Source organism: Bradyrhizobium sp. 134, assembly GCF_023074155.1.
In the GTDB taxonomy this organism is placed as follows: Bacteria; Pseudomonadota; Alphaproteobacteria; order Rhizobiales; family Xanthobacteraceae; genus Bradyrhizobium.
The window spans coordinates 553,362-573,322 of record NZ_JADPKX010000046.1 but is presented as its reverse complement, the minus strand read 5'-3'; the positions used below and the strand labels follow the sequence as shown (position 1 = coordinate 573,322).

At 59.4% G+C, this 19,961-nt stretch carries 18 protein-coding genes, 1 pseudogene and 1 riboswitch; of the genes and pseudogenes, 6 read left to right on the top strand and 13 right to left on the bottom strand.

What is annotated here, in order from left to right; all coding sequences use genetic code 11:
- Positions 1-49 precede the first annotated feature (49 nt).
- Positions 50-249: riboswitch (cobalamin riboswitch) on the bottom strand.
- Between the two features lie 642 nt (positions 250-891).
- The 4 genes from IVA75_RS20075 to IVA75_RS20060 form a co-directional block, all read right to left on the bottom strand.
- Positions 892-1,101, bottom strand: coding sequence for a hypothetical protein (locus IVA75_RS20075; protein WP_247284019.1), 210 nt, complete (start codon positions 1,099-1,101; stop codon positions 892-894).
- Positions 1,094-1,261 carry a hypothetical protein gene (locus tag IVA75_RS20070; RefSeq protein ID WP_247359452.1) on the bottom strand — a complete coding sequence of 56 codons (168 nt, stop codon included), beginning with the start codon at positions 1,259-1,261 and terminating at the stop codon, positions 1,094-1,096. The genes IVA75_RS20075 and IVA75_RS20070 overlap by 8 nt, the downstream gene beginning before the upstream one ends.
- 66 nt (positions 1,262-1,327) lie before the next feature.
- Entirely contained in the window at positions 1,328-1,531 is a 204-nt protein-coding gene (locus IVA75_RS20065; RefSeq protein ID WP_247284013.1) for a 4Fe-4S binding protein, read from the bottom strand.
- A 620-nt stretch (positions 1,532-2,151) separates the two neighbouring features.
- On the bottom strand, positions 2,152-3,366 hold the full coding sequence (locus IVA75_RS20060) for an EAL domain-containing response regulator (RefSeq protein WP_247284010.1): 1,215 nt from the start codon (positions 3,364-3,366) through the stop codon (positions 2,152-2,154).
- Between the two features lie 600 nt (positions 3,367-3,966).
- Here IVA75_RS20060 and IVA75_RS20055 point away from each other — a divergent pair.
- Entirely contained in the window at positions 3,967-4,482 is a 516-nt protein-coding gene (locus tag IVA75_RS20055) for a GNAT family N-acetyltransferase (protein WP_039799103.1), read from the top strand.
- Between the two features lie 578 nt (positions 4,483-5,060).
- Here IVA75_RS20055 and IVA75_RS20050 read toward each other — a convergent pair.
- The 6 genes and pseudogenes from IVA75_RS20050 to IVA75_RS20025 form a co-directional block, all read right to left on the bottom strand.
- A pseudogene (locus IVA75_RS20050) lies at positions 5,061-5,939 on the bottom strand (SMP-30/gluconolactonase/LRE family protein); the annotation flags it as partial.
- Positions 5,936-6,763, bottom strand: a complete 828-nt coding sequence (locus IVA75_RS20045; RefSeq protein ID WP_247284006.1) for a citryl-CoA lyase — start codon at positions 6,761-6,763, stop codon at positions 5,936-5,938. The pseudogene IVA75_RS20050 and the gene IVA75_RS20045, both read right to left, overlap by 4 nt.
- A 55-nt stretch (positions 6,764-6,818) precedes the next feature.
- On the bottom strand, positions 6,819-8,084 hold the full coding sequence (locus tag IVA75_RS20040; RefSeq protein WP_247284004.1) for a CoA transferase: 1,266 nt from the start codon (positions 8,082-8,084) through the stop codon (positions 6,819-6,821).
- Between the two features lie 54 nt (positions 8,085-8,138).
- Positions 8,139-9,161 (bottom strand): ABC transporter substrate-binding protein, encoded by a 1,023-nt coding sequence (locus tag IVA75_RS20035; protein ID WP_247284001.1) that lies wholly within the window; start codon positions 9,159-9,161, stop codon positions 8,139-8,141.
- Between the two features lie 33 nt (positions 9,162-9,194).
- Positions 9,195-9,968: an ABC transporter permease gene (locus IVA75_RS20030; protein ID WP_247283999.1), complete on the bottom strand. Its 774-nt coding sequence runs from the start codon at positions 9,966-9,968 to the stop codon at positions 9,195-9,197.
- Positions 9,952-10,740, bottom strand: a complete 789-nt coding sequence (locus IVA75_RS20025; RefSeq protein WP_247283998.1) for an ABC transporter ATP-binding protein — start codon at positions 10,738-10,740, stop codon at positions 9,952-9,954. The genes IVA75_RS20030 and IVA75_RS20025 overlap by 17 nt, the downstream gene beginning before the upstream one ends.
- A gap of 164 nt (positions 10,741-10,904) precedes the next feature.
- On the opposite strand from IVA75_RS20025, the gene IVA75_RS20020 reads away from it, so the two are divergent.
- Together IVA75_RS20020 and IVA75_RS20015 are read left to right on the top strand one after the other, a co-directional pair.
- On the top strand, positions 10,905-11,594 hold the full coding sequence (locus IVA75_RS20020; RefSeq protein ID WP_256465100.1) for an IclR family transcriptional regulator: 690 nt from the start codon (positions 10,905-10,907) through the stop codon (positions 11,592-11,594).
- A 315-nt stretch (positions 11,595-11,909) separates the two neighbouring features.
- On the top strand, positions 11,910-12,272 hold the full coding sequence (locus IVA75_RS20015; protein WP_247283995.1) for a hypothetical protein: 363 nt from the start codon (positions 11,910-11,912) through the stop codon (positions 12,270-12,272).
- A gap of 289 nt (positions 12,273-12,561) precedes the next feature.
- Here the strand turns inward: IVA75_RS20015 and IVA75_RS20010 are convergent, their stop codons facing one another.
- Positions 12,562-13,050, bottom strand: coding sequence for a hypothetical protein (locus tag IVA75_RS20010; protein WP_247283993.1), 489 nt, complete (start codon positions 13,048-13,050; stop codon positions 12,562-12,564).
- Positions 13,051-13,374: 324 nt separating this feature from the next.
- Between IVA75_RS20010 and IVA75_RS20005 the strand changes: the two genes are divergently transcribed.
- On the top strand, positions 13,375-15,081 hold the full coding sequence (locus IVA75_RS20005; RefSeq protein ID WP_247283991.1) for an outer membrane beta-barrel protein: 1,707 nt from the start codon (positions 13,375-13,377) through the stop codon (positions 15,079-15,081).
- 853 nt (positions 15,082-15,934) lie between these two features.
- On the opposite strand, the gene IVA75_RS20000 is transcribed toward IVA75_RS20005, so the two are convergent.
- Both IVA75_RS20000 and IVA75_RS19995 read right to left on the bottom strand, forming a co-directional pair.
- Complete coding sequence (locus IVA75_RS20000) at positions 15,935-16,186, bottom strand: hypothetical protein (protein WP_247284119.1); 252 nt, start codon at positions 16,184-16,186, stop codon at positions 15,935-15,937.
- Between the two features lie 731 nt (positions 16,187-16,917).
- Complete coding sequence (locus IVA75_RS19995; protein WP_247283989.1) at positions 16,918-18,156, bottom strand: MATE family efflux transporter; 1,239 nt, start codon at positions 18,154-18,156, stop codon at positions 16,918-16,920.
- Between the two features lie 785 nt (positions 18,157-18,941).
- Here IVA75_RS19995 and queD point away from each other — a divergent pair.
- Together queD and IVA75_RS19985 are read left to right on the top strand one after the other, a co-directional pair.
- Positions 18,942-19,304, top strand: a complete 363-nt coding sequence (gene queD, locus IVA75_RS19990; protein ID WP_018454585.1) for a 6-carboxytetrahydropterin synthase QueD — start codon at positions 18,942-18,944, stop codon at positions 19,302-19,304.
- Between the two features lie 463 nt (positions 19,305-19,767).
- Positions 19,768-19,911, top strand: a complete 144-nt coding sequence (locus tag IVA75_RS19985) for a hypothetical protein (protein WP_247283987.1) — start codon at positions 19,768-19,770, stop codon at positions 19,909-19,911.
- Positions 19,912-19,961 lie beyond the last annotated feature (50 nt).

Genomic DNA, 19,961 nt, shown 5'->3' with positions numbered 1-19,961 from the left:
ATATCGCGTGAGCGACAGCTGCTTGGCGCACACCGGGACACCCCGCCCGTGGACGATATATTGTCGAGGCAGGTCTCCTGGCTCGCGGGTCGTCGCTGCTGTCCGGCCTTCCCGAAGCCGCATGGCTTCAGTGACTTCGTTGGACAGCGGCTCGCCGCTTACAGTTGCGGGGGCAGCGCCGGCATTGCACCGGCTTCCCTCTTAGCTCCGGATCAAACGAATCCGAAGACCACGACGACTGGCATTAGGCGCACGAGGATCGATCCGTCAACCTACTAAGTGTCGCCGCGATATTGCCCAAGCGATTGCGAGCTGTACCAGCTAGGGCACAACGGTCTTACTCCCGGCCTGGTAAAAACGCCTAGATCTGTGGAGCCTCCGCTTGTGAATGCGTCCGTCAACACCCGCTTGGCGTACTCGGATCAACGCGAGCAGAACGAACGCAGTGGGCGCTTCGACATCTGCGTGATCGCGACAAATCCGGTCTTTTCCGTCAGCAGCTTCTCGAACTCGCCCGCGAGGACGTTTGCGATCATCCTCGGCCGGCATCCGCTTGATCACAGCGCCATGAGGCTCCTTAGGAATTGTCAAGGCCGGATTGCTCCAGGATCAAACGGATGATCAGGCCGGACTGCCTGTGTTCGGCGGACCCCGCGACGAGCCGTGAGCTCGATCGCTCCGTGGCGTTGGTCAAGATGATCTCCTTCGGTGTGCCAAGCACTTACGTGCTGAGCGACTTTGGCCGCGCTTCGTTGTTTCCGTCGCCGCTGGCGAGTAGTGCAGCCTGGACGTTGGCCTGCGCGGCATCGCAGGAACAGTTCCGGACGTCAGGATGCACGCTAACTTGCGAAACTGGAGTAAGCGGCGAGAGCGCGGGCGGCGGGGATCCTGTTACGACCGTAGCTCCATGCACTCGTGCATGGTGACCGTGGGCAAGCGGATGCCCAGCTTCTCGTACGTCTTCAGGATCTCCGGACCGATCTCGTCGCGCGTGAAGATCGTCTCTTCGGCTTCGAAATGACGTAGCTTTAGATATCCTGCAAGCTGATCTTGGGATATTCGACGCCCGTCCACCTCGCCTCGGCTCGGCTCGTCAGCCAACGACGATAAGCCGCGACGCGACGACCTGGAGCATCGAGGCGGCCTTGTCATTATTCGAGACAAATTTGACGGTCTCCTCTGAAGCGCCCTTCGAGGGTTTCTCGGAGTCGATCAGCGCCTTAAGCTCATAACGATGTTGATCGACCTCGATGCGCCGCATGCGGACGGCGGCCTCCACAAGCTCGACATCCAATCGAGCGGTGAAGCCTTCTGGACGCGGGGCTGCTTATGTTGTCTTAGACGGGACACAGGTGTCAGGCACCGGACAGACCACAGCGCATTGCGGCGTGTCGGAATGGCCCTCGCACTCCGTACACTTTTTTGCATCGACAACGTAAATGTCGCGCTTGAGGCTGATCGCCGCGTTGGGACACTCGAACTCACATGCCCCACAAACGGTGCATTGCGAAGCGACGATCTTGTAAGCCATGCCTTCCGACTCCTTAGGCGAGCGATGCCATTGGCGATCCCTTTCAAAGGCCGTGCCAAGGACAGGCGCGCTCAATGATGGGCAATTTGCCCAATGGTGCTGTGCGGGGTCTGAGACCACGTTGCATCTGCGACAGCATAGGCCGCTTCAATATCAAGCCGTGCGAGCCCTCGGGCCCCTACTCCGATAGCCAGTCGCGACTCGACTGCTGCGAGCTTCCGTCGGTTTGTCTGGCATGGCAGCGCGGGGCCAAGCGACGCTCGACGATTCCCGAAACCGGCGGCGCGAGTAAAAGCCGCGAGCCGACGCACGTCTACGCCGGATGTCGGCAAACCTCCGGTCACACGCCCTGACCGGAGATTTTGTCCAAGCCGCGCTCACGCCTGCAACGTTAACTCCGCGGATTGACTCGCTGGAGGCTTGCCAAAACGGCTTTGTGCTACAATAACCTTCGGCATCGCTTCGGAGGGGAATGAAGTTCGGCCGGGAGAAGCGATACTGGGTTTGCAAAGTGACCGATTTAATTGCAGTCAGCCGCATGCCTGGTGCCGAGTAGGCATGGCCGCGCGGGCCAGCGCTGGTACGCTTTGCCTGGCTGTGCTCAGTCACTCCTCATACAACTATTTTGGACGAAGTGGAACAGGGCTGAAAGATGACTGTGCAAATTGCTTCAGCGGCATGGCCTTTCCGAACAGATGGCCCTGCGCAAGGTCGAAGCCGAGTTCGGTCACAGCGATCAGGTCGGCATGGCTCTCCACGCCTGCGGCGACGGTGCGCACACTGTACTCTTTGGCTAGATCGACGATATGGCGGCACACCGTTCGCTTCAGGGGCCCATTTCCGCAACCGGCGACGTACTGCCGGTCCACTTTTAATTTCATGAACGGGAATTTTTCGAGCCCCATCAGCTGCGGCCAATTGGCGCCGATATTGTCGATTGCAAGGCCAATGTTGTGAAAGCGAACCTCACGCGCGACCTCGATCAGGAGATCTAGGTTCTGGATCGCTTCCTCGCTCTCGATTTCGATCGTCAAGCCGCCGAAAGCGGGGTGCGACGGCATGCGCTGACAGAGATCGCGTACCGCCTGCGGGTCAATCAGGAATGCTGCCGGGAGATTGATGGAGAGATCGGTCGAAGTTTGCTGCTCCAGAAGATACTTCCAATCCTTGATCGCGCGGTCGATCACGAACTGCGACAAGTCCCTAAAATGAGGATCGTGAGCCTCCGGGATGAAATACGCTGGTGGAACAACGCCCCAGGTCGGATGCCGCATTCGCACAAGCGCCTCGGCGCCGCGGCGGCTGAGGGTACACGGGTCAAAGTTCGGCTCATACCAGAGCTCAAGCCAGCCAGCGTGTAAGGCTTCTCCGACATGGACTGCGGGACGGGGCGCCGGCTCTCTGGGCAAGAGCATGGCGACCCGATCGCGCAGCGTCTCGGCTGCAAACGGCGTCCTCAGCGGCGGCAGCATATCAAGTCCATATTCGCCCCCGACCTGCTGCACTGCCGTCATGACGATCGACTCGCGGGCGCCGAACGCCAGCACTCTGCCTGCAAATTCTTCGCGTACGAGTATCTCGAGCAATCGTCCAGGCTCGATGCGATCCGAGCCAATGCCGAGCAGGATCAGATCAGGGAAGTCCGTGCAGAGTACGCGCGGCAGCTCGTCAGCAGTCCCGCATTCGCTGATCACAAACCCCATATCCTCTAGCACATCGCGTAGAAAGGCGCGCAGATGCCGCTTGCCCACGGCCACGCACGCTCGCGGCCGCACCTTACGCTGGCCGAAGATTACAGGTTTCCCTCCGACCAGTTCGGCCTGCCCATGCTCCATCGCAACCACTCCCCTTCCGTGAAGGTCCCTTAAACGAGGAGCGAAGGTCCAAACAAGCAGTGCTTGCCATTATCTTTCGATTCTTCGAGGTAAGCTTAAGATAGTGCATTAGCGTGCAAAATCTTTTCGCGATGTTGTTCAGACGATTTTGTCGGGCGCACGCGTATGATACCTGTCCCGGCTCGCGCAACTTTGTACGAGTGACGCACACGAGTGTGGGGAATCTCACCTTCGGACGCGCCGAGCTGATGCGCCCTATGCCACGGCGATGATCATGCTGCAAGATGTACTGAATCGACTCTCGTGAGTGATGATCAGCAATCTCTCCTACGAAATGTTTGATCGGCATGGCCGGCCTGCCCACGCGCGAATGTGCCGTCTCGTGGATTCCCTATCTAGTCGAAGGAGATCCAACTGAGTTCGCAGCGGGTCAAGCCGCGGTCGATTCTGAGAACGGCAACAGCTTGCACTTACCTCACCTCTGTTGGTTATAGCGAGTGCGGACGTCCTATTCCCTATCGAGCTTGATAGTTTCTCTCAGTTGCGTTCTCTGTATCCTTCTGAACACGGATATCCTCAAGAGGGACTGGAGGGACTAACGTGACGGGTGTTCGTGTTGGCGCTGAAGCGCAAGGCTTGCCCCACGGGGGCACGGCTTTGCGCAAAGGCGTGCCAGGAGATGAGAACGCGATCGTAGAAGCCGTCGGAAAGCTACTTTCTGAATTAGGTGATCCCGGACCAGAGTTCAGCCTTGAAGGCGCAAAGCAGACTGCTTTGCGCCTGATTCAGGATCCCGAAGAGGGCTTCATTTTTGTCATCGAGGAACAAGCCACCGGGCAGATTGTAGGGATCGCTGCCATCTCCGCCGTACTGGCCGTGAGAGCAGCTGGAGCGTACGGCGTGCTTCAGGAGCTATGGATTTCTCGGGACTTCCGAAGCTCTGACCGCGGTGGGCATCTGCTCGAGGCGGTACGTTCGGAGGCGAAGCGCCGAGGCTGGCAGATGATTGAGGTTGCGTTGCCCCCTGATGGCTATCCGGCCTTAGAACGGGTACGCCGTTTCTACGAGGAGAGGGGATATCGGGTTGGAGGATTGCGCGCGCGCAAGAGGCTATGACAGTACTGCGACCTCTGCTCCACACTTAAAAGCGCTCCTGGTCCTTTCACTAAAGACTTTCAAGGCAGAAAATCCTGCTGCTTGTTGCTTCTCAAAACGAACGCTCCAACGCGTGCGTCGCGGCCGAGGACAATCGAGAACCTCGGCGCTGATGCGGTGCTTACTCCCACTGCGAGCGGGTTACCTCTTCGACTTTTTTGGCGGGTATCAACCATCAAATCGTTCTTCATGGTGCGGAGCGATACGATGGTCTTCTCAAGGCTCGTGGACCGCGAGCGGAAACCTGCACGGCTAGAAGGCGCGGAGCCAGGTCGGCGGCGGCCCGTTGCGGGCGAAGCCCGACCCAGCCTTACAAACGATAGCCGAGTCGTTCTTTCGTGCTTCCCACACAATGCCGCCAGTTTGGGATCACCGCACACAAATGCGATCCATTCGTCGCCAAGTCCAATGCCTCGGCAACTGGCAAGCCAATCATCTATGGGGCTTCTGCCTGCAACTTGATTCGGTGGACCGTCGCGTAAAGGGATTCGGTACCACGCTGTCGCTCCTGCTGGCGAACGTTCAAGGAAGGTGACGAAATCAGCCATCAACACTGATTCGGTAGAGGATTCCGTAATGAGCAATGTGCCGTTTGCCGCCTCCAATACGAGGTTCGTGCAGGTCGCCCCAGCGCAGGACTTGATGCGGGCGATCGTTTCGCCGTTCGGCGCCATGACGAAGACGTGGCCGAGGGAGGCGAGCGCGACAAAGAGCCGCCCGTTTTGATCCATCGTCAGCCCGTCAGGACCGCTGGTCCCGAAGGACAAGCTGAACCGTCCCACCTTCGCAGCCCCGCCGTCACGCATCAGCGGCACGCGCCAGCTGCTGTTGTCGCGCGTCATTGCAACGAACAACACGGCCTCGTCGGCGCTGAGCACCAGCCCGCTCGGGCTTGGCCAGTTCGAAATCAGGCAATCGAGCCGGCCGGCAGGACACAGTCGGACACCCAGCCGGTCGGATCGTGCACTCCAGTTCGCCCCTGATCGGTGAAATAGATGTCGCCGTTGGTCGCGATATCCAGGTCGTTGCAGCCTCTGAAGGACTCGCAATTGCGGTGCCCCAGTAGCGGGCTGATAGTATCCCGCTGCGGATCGAGCTCCATGAGGCCGTTCATGTAGTCGGCCACCAGCACCCGGCCATCAGGTGCGATCTTCAGACCAATCGGCCAGCCGTCATATTCGATTATCAGAGACCAGATCCCGTCGCGCGAAATCCGGAAAATGCGGCCGAAGGGGATATCGACGACGTAGAGATCCCCGGACTGTCGAACGACGGCCCCTCGATGAAACAATACACCGATGGCCTCCGCGGTTGGCATCCGGCCCATTTCGAGGAAACACCACGGCGACGAAATTCCGCGGCATCGACGAGAACACGCGGGTCTCAGCCAGCTGAGGCGGCTTGTCGAGATACATCATGACGGGCCTCCCAGCGTGCGGCGCGGCTGTCCCTCATATTTGTAGCCAAACTGCTTGGGCATCGGTCCCTTGTTACGATCCTTGCGCCTGGTCTGTTCCCAGGCGTGGGCCAGGATTCCGACCGCGCGCGACAGGCAGAAGACGCCGCGCGCCAGCGGCGGCGCGAATCCGAGCTCGCCGTAAATGACCGCGGTCGCGCCATCAATGTTCATTGGGATGAGTTTGCCCTTGCGCTGCTGCATCACCCGCTCGATCGCGCGGGCGGCCTTGGCATAGTCGCCGCTGACACTGCCCTCAGCACTTGCGTCATCCACCAGCGCCAATAGCGGTGCGGCGCGGGGGTCGACCGAATGAAACCGGTGGCCGAAGCCGGGCAGATATTTGCCGCGCCTTGCAGTGAAATGGTCAATTGCGGCGGCCGCGGCCTCGCCGATCTCTAGGCCATCGCGCCTCCGCAGCACATCTTCGTAGAGTTCGACCGCCTGCTCCCCTGCTCCGCCGTGCACCTCATCGAGTGTATTGATGGCGGAGGCCATCGCACCATTCAGGGGCAGCCCACAGCTCACCGCCATCTGCGCAATTGCGATGGAGGGCGCGTGCGGACCGTGGTCAACGGACGCGACCAGTGCAGCTTGCAGCAGCCGCTCCTGCGCTGGCGTCGGCAGATCGCCGCGCAACATCAGCCAGATCATGGCGGGAAAGGAAATCCGGCCGATCAAATCTTCGATTGGATAACCCCGATAGGCGATGCGACCGGGCGCGATGTCGCAGATGGAGGTTCGCCACCAACGGGCCGCTTGCTGCCGCAATTCTTCTTCGCTCATTTGCGGTTCCGCCCCTTCAACCCTGCCATTGCCGATCGCCGCAAGCCGTCGAATATCATGATATTGGTCCGTCCGCGGCTACGCGGACGGGCAGGAAATCAGCCGCCCGTTGCTTTGGCGTCCCGACGGCCCGGGTTGAGACCAGCTGCTCGACCTCCGCATACGAATAGCCGAGCCGCTGCAGCCATCGCTCGGTGTCTGCTCCGAGCGTCGCAGGTGGTGAAGGCACCGAGAACTCCTCATCCAGCCGGAAGCCCGGCCGCATGATTCGTAACGGCTGCGCACCATCTTGTTCTGGGGCCAAAGTCTCGACGAATCCGCGCTCGAGGAGCTGTGGCTGCTGCAAGATTTGGGACACCGTCAGCACGCAGCCTGCGGGGACTCCAGCCAGATTCATTTGGGCCTCCCATTCTTCAGCGGGCTTGCAACTCAACGCCTGGTTCAACTCCGTGTTCAGCGCTGCGCGATGGACCTTGCGTATCTCGCGCTCAGCAAAGCGTGGATCCGTCTTCAGGTCCGGTCGGCCAATCAGGTCGCATAGGGCTTGGTACTGCTTCTGCTCGTTGGCGGAAATGTTCAGCGGGCCTGTTGCGGTGCGGAACGTGCCGGAGGGAGCCGCGGTGAAGTTCTCGTTGCCGATGGGCTGCGGCTCGACACCAGCGTTCAGGTGGTTGGAGACGACCCATCCCATCGCTGCAACGGTGGCTTCGAGCAGGGACACGTCAATGAACCGACCGCGGCCGCTATGCCGCTGTTCGACCAGAGCCGCGGCGATGGCAAAGGCAGCAGTCAGTCCCGCAATCGTGTCCGAGATCGGAAAGCCGGTACGCAGGGGAGCCGAGGCCGTATCGCCAGTGACGCTCATGGCACCAGACAGACCCTGAACGATCTGGTCATAGGCCGGACGGGCGGACCATGGCCCGCTCTGCCCAAAGCCGGAGATCGCGCAGTAGACGAGACGCGGGTTGTGCCTGCTGAGCACATTAAAGCCTAGGCTAAGCCGTTCCATCACCTTCGGCCGGAAGCTTTCGAGCACCACATCGGCTTCCTTGACGAGTCGCAAGAATACCTCGCGGCCCGATTCCGACTTCAAGTCCAGCGCCACGGATTGCTTGCCGGCGTTCACCGCGACAAAAGAGAGGCCCTGCAAGCGCTCTGCCCTTTGCGGATCGGCGCCGAGGCGCCGCGCGAGGTCGCCGCCGTTCGGATTTTCGACTTTGATGACCTCCGCGCCAAGACGCGCGAGATGATAACCGCAGAACGGACCGGCCAACACGTTCGACAGGTCCAGGACGCGGATGCCGGTGAGCGGCAGAGACATCTGAAGACGCCTTCCTTTAGGTGATCCGATGGTGAGGGCTTGGCCGGCTGGCAGCTATTTCAGTTGTTGTGCGGCGCGTTCCGCGAAACGATTGGTGAAGGTTTTGTTCAAGTCGATCTTTGCGGCAGCGATTTTTGGATCAAAGTCGCTTAGGACAGCCAGCGGGACCTTGGCCGCCTCGATGTCCATCTGTCCGGTTGGCGAGAAGAGCGCTTTCGATGCGTTCATGATTTCGATATTCACCTCGCGATTGTCAGTCTTGTAACCAGGAGGAATCGTATCGACGAGCTGCTCCGTCGGCGTTGCGTTGATCCAGCGGTGAGTTTTGAGCAAGGCGTTGACCAGGCGCTGGACCGTTTCGGGATTTTTGTCGATGAAAGTCTGCTGAAGGTAGAGACACGCGGTCGGATAGGACCCGCCGAAGGCCTGCTTTGAGCCTTCGATCGTGCGCGCATCGAACAGCGCTGTCGCGTTCTTTTTGCGCGCGAGAAGCGTCGCGATGGGATCGAAATAGACCAGGGCATCGACGTTCATGGCCTCAAGCGCCACCATGCCCGGTGCGCCGCTGCCGACGGCAATGATGTTGACATCGCGTGAACCCAATCCTGACTTCTTGATGTAGTAGCGCGCCATACTCTCCGTCGATGACCCCGGCGCCGTGATCCCGAGCCTGAGCCCCTTCAGGTCGGCGCCGGATCTGACCTTGTCGGCGAGGTCGCTGCGGACACCGAGCAGGACGCCGGGAATGTCATTCAGCAGGAACACGCAGGAAATTTGCTTACCCAGCACCTGCATCTGAATGGTATGATCGTAAAAGCCGATAGTCCCGTCGACAGAGCCGCCGATCAGGGCCTGCAGAGCCTTTGAGCCACCGGCCTGGAAGTTCTCGACGGTAACGTCAAGGCCTTCTTCCTTAAAGGAGCCAAGCTTCACTCCAAGTTCGACAGGCATATAGTTGAGGATTTGTGACCCCACCGCGATCTTCAATTTTGTTTTCTCGGGCTCGGTGGCATGCGCCAAAATGACCGAGAATGCGGCCAGCGCCACCACCGGCATCAATCTTATGGAAACGTGCATGCGAACCTCCATAATTGAGGGGAGAGCGTACCATCAGCTTTCGTGCGCAGGCGCCGGCCGCCAGACCAGGAGCCGCTTTTCCGCGCAGTCGACAATGGCATCGAGGACAACGACGAAGGCGGAGAGAACGATAATTCCTGCGAACACTCCGGTCGCATCGAGGACGCCTTCGGCCTGCGCAATTAAGTGCCCCAATCCTGCGGACGAGCCGAGATATTCCGCGACCACGGCTCCCATCACAGCCATGCCGACGGACACCCGCAGGCTCGACAAAATCCAGGTCGTGGCGGACGGCAGGTAGACGTGCCGTAGCAGGGACGACTTCGATGCACGCAGCAGGCGGGCATTCGCCAGCACGACCGGATTGACCTCGCGGACGCCCTGGAACGTATTGAAGAATGCGACGAATAGAACCAGCGTGACGCCGAGCGCAACCTTGGAGGTGAGGCCCAATCCGAACCAGATGACGAAAATGGGTCCAAGCAAGATCCGCGGGATGGCGTTGAACATCTTGATAAAGGGCTGAACGACTTCGGCAGCAAATGGGCTTAAGCCCAGCCAGATCCCAAGCGCTGTGCCGATCCCGATGCCAGCCAGGAACGACAGGACCGTCTCCAGCAATGTTATGCCAATATCGCCCCAAAAGTCCGCCGTCGACATCCACTCCCCGATCCTTACGACAAGTGTCGACGGTGCCGGAAAGAAGAAGGGATCGATCAGTCCGGCCCAGACGCCCAATTCCCAGATCAGGATCATGCCAAGCAGGATGGCGAACTGCGTGAGAGCGACCCTACCCCTGCGTGACATAGCTTTTCTCCACTTCGGCGCCGAGCAGCGACCAAATTTCACGATAGAGCGCGACGAATTCGTCGGTGGTCTGCAGCGCAGAAACATCGCGCGGACGAGGGAGCGTGATCCTGACGTCGGCAACCATGCGGCTGGCGGGACCGGCAGACATCACAACGACGCGGTCCGCCAGCGTGATCGCCTCATCGAGATCATGGGTGATGAAGATGAGCGAGCGCCGGTCCGCCTGCCAGAGGTCGAGCAGGATGCGGTGCATGAGTCGGCGTGTGTGAACGTCCAGCGCGGAGAACGGCTCATCCATGAGAACGATTTTGGGCTCCATGATGAGGGTTTGTGCCATCGCAATGCGCTTGCGTTGGCCGCCGGACAATTGATGCAGATAGCGCTCCTCGAATCCCTTCAATCCGACCTTGGCGAGCCAGGGCCGTGCCTGCTCGCGCGCTTTCGCGACCGACCTGCCCTGAAAGACGAGCCCGAGGCCGACATTGTCCTGGGCGGTCTTCCAGGGCAGCAGCCCTTCCTGTTGAAGCATGTAGCCGGACTGACCGTTCAGGCCCGTAAGAGACTTGCCGAAAATGCGAACGTCGCCGGCGGCGGGCTTCAGCAGTCCGGTGACAGTGTTGAGAATGGTCGATTTTCCGCAGCCGGTCGGCCCCACCACTGCAACGAATTCCGTCTCGGCCACCTGGAGGTTCATGCTTTTGACTGCCGTGAAGTCGCCGAAGCGAATCATGACGTCGTGCAAGTCCACGGCAAGTCCCGGCCGCCCCATTGTTTCGCTCCATAGAACTTGTTCTGAAACCTGGAACCGAGTAGCTCGCGTTCTCACGAGGAGTCAATCGTATTCTGGCGTGCAGGATTGTGCTCGCGCTAGCTTGGGTGGACTCCTGGCGTCATTTTGACTATTGGTTCTGCAGAGCAGAACCAGAGGTAGCGATGGTAAGAACAGGCGTTGATGCGGTCGGGCGGGCACTGGCAATCCTTAAGGCATTCGACCCGGAGCGCGCCGCGATGACGCTGACGGAGATTGCGAATGCGACTGACCTCTACAAGAGCACAGTCCTTCGCCTTGCCGCATCTCTGGAGGCGGATGGCTTCCTGGTGCGGGGTACGAACCGGCTATTTCGACCCGGACCGGAGCTATGGCGCCTTGGGGCGCTCTATCAGCGCGGGCTCGACCTTGGTGACCTGATCAGACCCTCGCTCCATCGTCTGGTCGAGGCTACCGGAGAGACCGCATCCTTCTACATCGCGGAGGGCGACGAGCGCATCTGCCTTTATCGCGTCAATTCTCCGCGTTCGGTCCGGCATCACCTCGAAGAGGGTCACCGACTGCCGATTGACCGCGGCGCTGCCGGCCGTGTTCTTACCGCCTACCGCGATTCTGCATCAACTGATGGAAAGAAGGTCAGAGATCGTGGCTTCTACGTCTCGATCGGCGAGCGGGATCGTGAGGTCGCGGCCGCAGCTGTGCCTGTGATCGACGTTCATGGCCAATTGCGCGGCGCTCTCTCGGTCTCCGCCATTCGGAGTCGGTTTGATGCAGATGCTCGGAAGGCTGCGATTCTAGTTCTGAAGTCCGAGGCTAAAGCGCTGATCGGTCAGCTGCCCGCAAGCGAGCGCTGAACTACAATGGCAGCGTTCCGTTTATGACGCACAGCTCAGCGGGTGCCGCCAGGGCCTCTCCTAAGCGCAGCGTGCATTTTTCACATTGTTGAGGAGCATCGGGGCGCGAATCGGCGAGGCGTTCTTTTGCAACAAGAATTTGGTGGTGGAAGGAATGCCCTGACAACGACAGAGCGTGCAGTGGTGACGCCCCTGAAGCCGTTCCTGGAGTCGTCCAAGTGATCCCGCCGCAGATCATCCTCGAGCTCGACGCCACCCACCTGTACACGGGCATCAGGAGGGAGGCTTCTTCAAAGGCTACGCTGCTGGATATATGTGCTGGTGTTCTGGAGCCGGCATCTGCTGAGGGCCAAGCTGCGGCGCGCTGACATCGATGCAAGCGCGGCCAGAACGTTGCGCAGATTGTGCGGACGTTCGACCCATTTGGCCACCATCTTCGGCGTGGTGTTGAACTGGCGCGGCGGCGTGCATTGCTCAGTGCCGTTTCCACACACCGCACCATGGCCTCTCGACCTTTCGGCGCTCCTTGAGAGCTTCTGGCAGGCTCGACATCCGCCTGATACGCCGCCTATCTCAGTCCGTCATCACCCAGGTTATTCAGAGATCGAAGTGATCGATGATGATCTCGGTCGTTCAGCCGCCGGCGGCTTACACACGCCGGCTTCGAGCGAATGGTAGCGGAGGTTTGCCTTGGTAGGGTTGGTGCGGTTTGCGCCCGCGAGGTCTCGCGCTTCGCTCGCAACAGTCGGGATTGGCAGCAACTCATCGAGATGTGCCGCGTGGCCGATACCGGTTCTGGTCGATCAGGAGACCATCTAAGCGCCGAGGCATGGCAACGACCGCCTGCTGCTCGGGGTAAGGGGCAGCCTCAACGAGTACGAACCGGATCTGTTGCGCCAGCGCTCGCTCTCGGCACGCTGTGAGAAGGCGCTCCGGGGCGAGTTGGTTATGGCAGCGCCCGTCGGCTTCATGAAGCCCGGCCACCGTTATGAGAAAGACCCGGATCGGCGTGTCCAGGATCAAGATGGTGTTCGACCAGGTCGAGGAACTGGGCGGATCGCGACAGGCGCGTTGCTGGCGCCACGGGTCCAATCTCGATCCCGGTGAAGCAGACCAACGGGGACACGGCCGGCGGCGACCACACTACTCCGCCATCAGCAGGCTTAAACACCGGGATATGGTAGTTCGAGCGCATTGATGTGACGCGCTCGGGGTACGCGATTGCCGTTGCCGGTCTTGAGGCCATTGCGATTGAGGGGGCGGCAATGAGATCGTCGCTGGCGATCAGCACCAGTCGGCGCGCGGTTGGATGGTGTCGGCGGAGAGCATCACGCAACTGATGCCGCCGTTCTTTAGCTCTCTTGCCGGCCGCGGTTGCAGCGGCGATCGCCCCGGGGACCGACGACACCAAAGCGGCGCTTCCTCGATCACCGCGCTGAACGATGCGGAGTTGCATGCCCTACACCGGCGTATTGACGGGCGATGGGACAACTGTTCGAAGCGCGACGCCCTGTCGGACGATAGCAGCGCAGGCTGTCAGTCTTGAGACAAATGTCAGCAACTTGACGCTACACACCTCACGGAGTGCCTGCAGAGCGTCGAACTCTCTTCGGCACGAGGTTTGCTTTACTCAGTCATCATCATCACCACGCAGTGCGATGGTCTTCGGGACGGGCTCGGCGCATCGCCGTTAGCGTCTGGTCCGCCCCGACGTTTTGCTGCGGCGATAACTTAAGGGCGCTCGGTTGTCGACCGAGAAAATGCAGGGAAGGAAGTATTGGTGCGATCTGGAGTTTTTCTTTCGGGAGCCACAACAATTGCGCTCATCGCAACCGGTGCAGCCAATGCGGCGGACCTTGAGCCAGAAGTGAAACTGCCACCAGCGGTGTGGAGCTGGTCCGGAGGCTATATTGGCGGGCACGTCGGCGGTGGGTACGGCCGAACCTCCTTCGGTAATCCCTACGGTCCGTCAATCTATGGCGGCGGCGTCGATACCCCAGTGTTCCTCGCAGGAGGCCAGATCGGCTACAATTGGCAGAAGAACGGCTGGGTCTTTGGCGTCGAACTAGATGCCAGCGGCGCTGTCTCCGATGGCACAAATACTTGTCTGGCCGCCTCCGGCTTTGTTGTGAGCGCAAACTGCACGGCTGGTCCAAACCTCTTTACCACCGGGACCGGTCGCGTCGGTTACGTGTTGGATGCTCTCGGCCATACGCTGGCCTATCTCAAGGGAGGCGTGGCTTGGCAATACAATCAGGGCAACGTCCTCAATAACTACGAATTCAATGACCTCGGGCTACAGAAGAAAACTCATTTCGACTATGGTCAGGTCGGTGGCGTCATCGGGCTGGGCGTCGAACAAGCGCTTACGCCTGCATGGTCGGTCAACGTAGAGTATGACTATCTGCATTTCGGTGGGCCAAGCGTCGCAACGCCTACGACGGTGCAGCTTCCGCCGTTCGCAATTCTTCCGGCGAACACAACGAGCCTGTCCAGCAGCTATCACATCGGAAAGATCGGGTTGAACTACCATTTTGGCGCCGACCCATGGGCGGCGCAATGGGCCGATGCGCCGCTGTATGCGAAAGCACCTGCCGGCGCGCCGCCGATTGCTTACACGGCCGGTTGGTCGTTCGAAGGCGGATCGCGGCTCTGGCTCAGCCGGGGACGATTCCAATGGGACGCCAGCGCTGTTCCCCATGGGATCGCTACTGGAGATCCTAACATTCTTGTATCAAGGCTCACCTACCATGGCCTCGACGGACTTTCCGGGGAATTATTTGGCCGTCTTGACAGCCCGTGGGGAGTGTTCCTGAAGAGCAACGTCGGCATCGGGCGCTTCGATAAAGGAAAGATGAACGATGAAGATTGGAGCCTCCCGAGCGGGGTCTCTTATAGCAACACCATATCGGGCCAGGCAAACGGAAGGTTCACCTATTATACGGTCGACGCGGGTTACGATTTTTTGCGCGGCGCCAACTACAAGCTAGGCGGATTTATCGGCTGGGCCTATTACGCCCAGAACTCCGACACGATGGGATGCATGCAGATTGCCAACCCCATGACACTATGCCCGGCGTCGGCTGATCAAATCATTGGCAGCCAGGATACGCAGTGGAATGCACCTCGCGTCGGCCTGAGCGCCGAAACCATGCTTACCGAGCGTTGGCGTTTAAGCACGGATGTCGCTTACCTGCCTTGGACCGATTTCGCTGGTCGCGACCACCATCTCTTGCGCCCGGGGACGACCTTCGTTGATCAACGCGGCAACGGAGGCGGGGGTGTACAGGTTGAAGGCGTGTTGTCCTACTTCATTACCGATAATCTCAGCATCGGCGTCGGCGGGCGCTATTGGGCAATGTGGAGCGAAAAGGACAGCGAAACGACGTGCACAGGCTGTTATCGGGGAACCACTGCGACTCAGTTTTCAAGGTTCAGCATGGAGCGCTGGGGTACGTTCTTTCAGGCCTCTTACAAGGTCAATTGAAAAGGCCCCACCTTAGTCAAGCTCCAGACACCAGCCCTGCTGGACGAGCATCCTGAAGCCGTACGCGTTTCCCTGGCAGAAGTACCTTGAACCGTCCTAGGCGTTTTCGAAGCTGGAAGTCATTACCGGCGTGGCCCGCCCGGATTTACGTTGGATTCCGCCGCCAAATAATAGTGAGATACTGTCGAGCAGCTGATGGAAACGTGGAAGCGGCGCCAGGCTGAAATCGGTAACTTCAACAAGCTCCGCATTTGCCTTTGTAGGACGATTCGCGAAGTGTGACGGGTGAAAACAAGGTTCAATTCTGATCGACGGGCGGTTCGTAAGACGCACGCACTCATTCACTAGTAAAGAAGGGGCCGCCGCCGTGAACTTCGGCGGTGACCCACCTAGGCCTACGGTGCAGAAACTCCGGTCCGTCATCGGCCCGGCATATCGAACTGGATAACAAAGACATTCAGCGAGATCACACTAATGGGGAAACCGTCCGCGTGTTTCTTTTGCTCCACGAACGCGCTCGACACCTATCGCGATGGCTGCCGTGCGATTGTTTTCACGTTTGCTTCGCGCCAAGACGCGCTCGAAAGCACGATCCAAAGTTGATACTCCCTACTCGTGACTTCCTCCTCCCAGAATAGTCGTTGGAAGCCCTGCACCCCATTCAAAGTAGCTGACCACGACACCGCCCGAGTTGCGGAGAATATGGGGATGAGAAAGATCTGCTCCTGATGGCCTTGCTACTGGCTATTTCGCGGTCGATGCCCCGTTCCGGGCAGCCGGAACAAGCACGTCACACGGGATCGTCAGCAGCTCGCCTGGGTCTAGAGCAAGCTCGCTGGAGTGGCCAACCAGGCTACCTAGGAGGCAGCATGTCCGACCAGCTGTGGTATATCGAGCGCCGAAGTCGATAAAGCGCGCCCGTGTGATCTCTGACTCCGATCACTTTCGCTCGCATATTGTGTAGCTCGAGTGCGGTGATCGAACCGACATCTCCAAAGCCTTGAACAATACCGTGACAGATTCCTTCGGCATCAGCAGGCGGGTTCTTAGGTCGTCTGGTATCCTCGGGATAATTCGCGATCAGTTCGAATTGCTTTACGGCCATCTCAAACACTTGCCCAGTGCAGACAGTCACGATAGCTCCTGAGCCTGGATATGAAACGTCGGAATGCTTGTGCTTCAGAGCACCGAGCTCCCTGGTGCGTGTTGCGCGTTTCAGACGCGGGTGAGACAACTAGTCCAATCAGCAAGATTGCGTCTCGCGGTCACGCCAGAAATATCACCAATGCGATGAAAGCGAGATTGACCGAGGCGGCCACGACGGCCCAACAGCAAATCGTGGCAGGCGAAAATTCAAGAGCGTCCTGCGAAGTGTCGACCCAAAGCGGCGGCATTCAAGTCAGCTCCAAAGACGCGGGTTAAGAGACAAACCTGCATAAGCGCAGAAACCACCCACTCTGCTAAAGCCGAGCCTTTCGACCGCGCGTAGAGCCCTTGCCACCCCGCCTGCGAGCGGGAGCACATCGGCTATCGCTCGCCGAACTGCCCGATCCGTCCGCTAGGCGAGCCGGTGCGATCGGCGAGCGCGAGGAGCACGGCTGGAGGAAGGACCGCGCGGATCGCACGCCCGCGAGCCCGCAAAATCCGTACCCACTGGCAGCCCGTCTTGCCGCGAGCTTCTCGGGAGGCTTGCGCCCAATGCTCTGGGTTCGATGACATCCATTCTAAGGTCAACCCCCTATCCCGATCGCTCTTGAGCCACGGTGCCGGAGCGCTCGTCTGAGCTCACCGAACTGATGGAACATGACGAACAGAGCGATCATTCCGGCGCCCAACTCAGCGATTGCTTGACTGGCTAACAGCCCATCGAAACCCGCAACCACCGGGAATAACAGTACGGCCGGTATGAAGAGATAGCCCTGCCTCGCCAGGGCCACAATTGCACTGAGGCGTGCTCTCCCAAACGCCTGAAGCATTGCCGTCACGAAACTCTGAACCCGCCAAAGGCCTTGCAAAAACAACAACGGCCGCAGAATACGCGATGGAGAATGCGACCGTCACGAAGAGCATGAACTTCGCAGCCTTCAGAATACGAACATAGTCGCGTGCGCCCCAACCGAAACCCAGGATAGCTTGAGCGCCTATGCAGAACCCGGTGATAGGCAGTGCGCCGACCATCAAGATTCGCACAGCTATTCCAACTGCAGCGATGGAATCATCGCCGAACGGTGCGGCAGCTCCGTACAAGAGCATAACCGCAAGAGCCGATAAGATACTCGTCATTGTCGCTGGCGCGCCCACCAACGCGAGCTGTCTGATGCGATCTGCTCGCAATGATATGTGAGATATCCTGACGAGAACTGTCCCGCCAAGCTTCGAAAAATACGCAATATACAGTCCAATAGCGGCGATCTGCGATGCCAACGTTGCGAGGGCTGCGCCACGCACGCCAAGGTCAAACAAGAATATGAAGACAGGGTCAAGCACAGCGTTCAGTAGAAACGCGGTAAGCATCGCCCACATGCTGAATCGCGTATCGCCTTCGGCTCTGACAATGAACCCGCTAACGATGTTTAGAAGCATCAGGGTGTTCCCGAACAAAAGCGTTCCCGCGTAATCGAGCGCCACGGGCATGATGGTTGGAGTCGCTCCGAGGATTGCGAATATCGCTGGCAGACTTGGAAGCAGAGCGACGGTAACTATGATGCCAATCGGAGCGGTGAGCGCGAGAGCTGTACTTGCGCCTCGACTCGCCTCTAGGTACTCACGAGCGCCCAGATGACGAGATATGAAGGACGCCGTTCCAACACCGATTCCCTGTGCGGCTGCCGCGAGCAGGACCATGATCGGCAAGGTCATGCTCACAGCTGCGGTCGCCTGCGCGCCAAGTGCGCCAACAAAGATCGCATTGACGACCTGCTGTAAAGCATGGATCGATAACCCAACGACAGATGGAATGGCGAGCCGCAGGATAAGGCTCGAGAGATTCGGGTCCGATAGATCGATGTGCTGTTTCTTCTGTGGCATCAAACTTCGCTCGCTCTCGAGCGCGAATTCCGTATCCGGCTCATTCATGCATGAACGTGTCGCGACTTTCCAAATTCGCTGATCGCGCACTCAGCGCAAGCTTTTCCGATCCGCTCTTGCACAGCGGTACATAAGTTTATCTGCGCCGATCGATCGTCGTGATCGCGTGGACCCGTTTGACGTTTCACAAGCTGATTTTTGCCTTGGTCGATTTTCCCTAGGCATACGCCTCCCGCCAATCGCAGGCTTCTGCGGCTCTTAAGTAGAACAACGAGGATCCTGATTGAGGTGTCCGTGCGTAGCCACCTAGGTTCTGCCAGTCATATTGTGCCGTTCTGCCCTTTGTTGACTTCTCATCCGTTGCGTTTTTCCTCGATGATGATCGGCGGGGGAACGCGGCCGGACCCTAGAGCCTCAACCTGGCTTTGGCATCTACCGGATCTTGTAGTAGACGCTCCATCGTCTGCATGGCACACGCAATGAACGTGCCCAGAACCAGTGTTAGGTTCGGCGACGATGTCGTGCAAGCGCTCCATGATCTCGGGTTCCTTGTCGCGATCGAGACGAACGGCAGGCTGCTGGTCCCGGCCGGCGTGGTAACTGGGTTTGCGGCAGCAAATCGCGCCGCACTGGCCATCGCTCGCGGACACGAACTCAAAATTCGTGTAGCCGCAGCCGTGTGCCGGCGGTTCGATGAGAGGGCTCGGACGATTTCTGCTTCGGCCCACAGACGGCCCTGGCGCCGTCGACCACATGCGGCAGGCCGTCGCGCAACGCCTGACTGATCGGAAATGGCGAATCAGCGTGCAATGTCACAAACATCCCGGCATCAGATGAAGATATCCCAGGTATTTAAGTTCGAGGCAGCGCACCGACTTCCAACCGTCCCGCAGACACATCGCTGTCATCGGACGCACGGTCATTCCTATCGCGTCGAGGTCGTGCTGAACGGGCCCGTCGATCCGCACACCGGGTTCGTAATGGATTTCTTCAGCATGGAAGAAGCGTTCGGTCTTCTTCTAAAGAAGCTCGATCACCATTGCCTGAACGAAGTCCCGGGACTCGAAAATCCGACGGCGGAAAATATCGCCATTTGGATCTGGCAGCACGCGAAACCGCGCCTTGCGCAACTCTCGAGCGTGAGGGTGTACGAGACGACAGATTGTTGGGCCGAATATGAGGGGCCCGATCGCTGAATTCCGCGCTCATTTTGGGCTGTATTGATGCGGCGCGCCTGTCCTTCTTCGGCTCCGAAACGACGATCTGCGCTTCGGCTCCTCATCGGCCCGATCCGCGGGCAGATTCCCTCGCTCGCGGGAGGTCAGACGACGGCGCCCAGCAAGGCTAGGATCTCAAGGAGCGCGAGGCAGCCATTGACAGCGCCATGAGCCGCCGCCTTCATCAGCAAATGCGGCAGCCGTAAGCCTCCGAAGCCCGCCGGACCAATTGCCCGGGTTGAGCCGATTTATGCCTCCCGCGACGACCTGGTGTATGTGCCTGCATGGATGATGATCAGGACCTTTACGCGAGAGGCGGCCTTGAGGGACGACCGGGTTTGACGGGAATCTGAGTCGAGAAGGCCCTCATCATAGGGCACTTTCGGCTTCGGTAGGTTCCCCTTCCACGCCACGCTCGTCGAGCGCTTGACGCGCCGCGCCGGTGAAGCCATCCGGCGTCAGCCTCGAGGGACTGGCACGGCCATGGGGCGTGGCCGAGCCGTACAAGACGGGCCTTGCCCAGAGCGGTGCGAAGCGCGCGCAAGGCCTGATCTTCACCGCCGAGCTTGGTGAACTCACACACTAGGAAGACAGCGTCATCCTTCTTGCGCTCGATCTTTTCAAGCGAGGTCTGAT

What these genes read in the sequence shown, in the direction of transcription:
- IVA75_RS20045 (WP_247284006.1), bottom strand. Translation starts at nt 6,763, where the DNA reads ATGAGCGAAGAAGAATTGCGGCAGCAAGCGGCCCGTTGGTGGCGAACC.
- IVA75_RS20020 (WP_256465100.1), top strand. Translation starts at nt 10,905, where the DNA reads ATGGTAAGAACAGGCGTTGATGCGGTCGGGCGGGCACTGGCAATCCTT.
- IVA75_RS20040 (WP_247284004.1), bottom strand. Translation starts at nt 8,084, where the DNA reads ATGTCTCTGCCGCTCACCGGCATCCGCGTCCTGGACCTGTCGAACGTG.
- IVA75_RS20035 (WP_247284001.1), bottom strand. Translation starts at nt 9,161, where the DNA reads ATGCACGTTTCCATAAGATTGATGCCGGTGGTGGCGCTGGCCGCATTC.
- IVA75_RS20070 (WP_247359452.1), bottom strand. Translation starts at nt 1,261, where the DNA reads ATGCGGCGCATCGAGGTCGATCAACATCGTTATGAGCTTAAGGCGCTG.
- IVA75_RS20060 (WP_247284010.1), bottom strand. Translation starts at nt 3,366, where the DNA reads ATGGAGCATGGGCAGGCCGAACTGGTCGGAGGGAAACCTGTAATCTTC.
- IVA75_RS20010 (WP_247283993.1), bottom strand. Translation starts at nt 13,050, where the DNA reads ATGCAACTCCGCATCGTTCAGCGCGGTGATCGAGGAAGCGCCGCTTTG.
- IVA75_RS20065 (WP_247284013.1), bottom strand. Translation starts at nt 1,531, where the DNA reads ATGGCTTACAAGATCGTCGCTTCGCAATGCACCGTTTGTGGGGCATGT.
- queD (WP_018454585.1), top strand. Translation starts at nt 18,942, where the DNA reads ATGAAGATATCCCAGGTATTTAAGTTCGAGGCAGCGCACCGACTTCCA.
- IVA75_RS20030 (WP_247283999.1), bottom strand. Translation starts at nt 9,968, where the DNA reads ATGTCACGCAGGGGTAGGGTCGCTCTCACGCAGTTCGCCATCCTGCTT.
- IVA75_RS20000 (WP_247284119.1), bottom strand. Translation starts at nt 16,186, where the DNA reads ATGGCCGTAAAGCAATTCGAACTGATCGCGAATTATCCCGAGGATACC.
- IVA75_RS20025 (WP_247283998.1), bottom strand. Translation starts at nt 10,740, where the DNA reads ATGGGGCGGCCGGGACTTGCCGTGGACTTGCACGACGTCATGATTCGC.
- IVA75_RS19995 (WP_247283989.1), bottom strand. Translation starts at nt 18,156, where the DNA reads ATGAATGAGCCGGATACGGAATTCGCGCTCGAGAGCGAGCGAAGTTTG.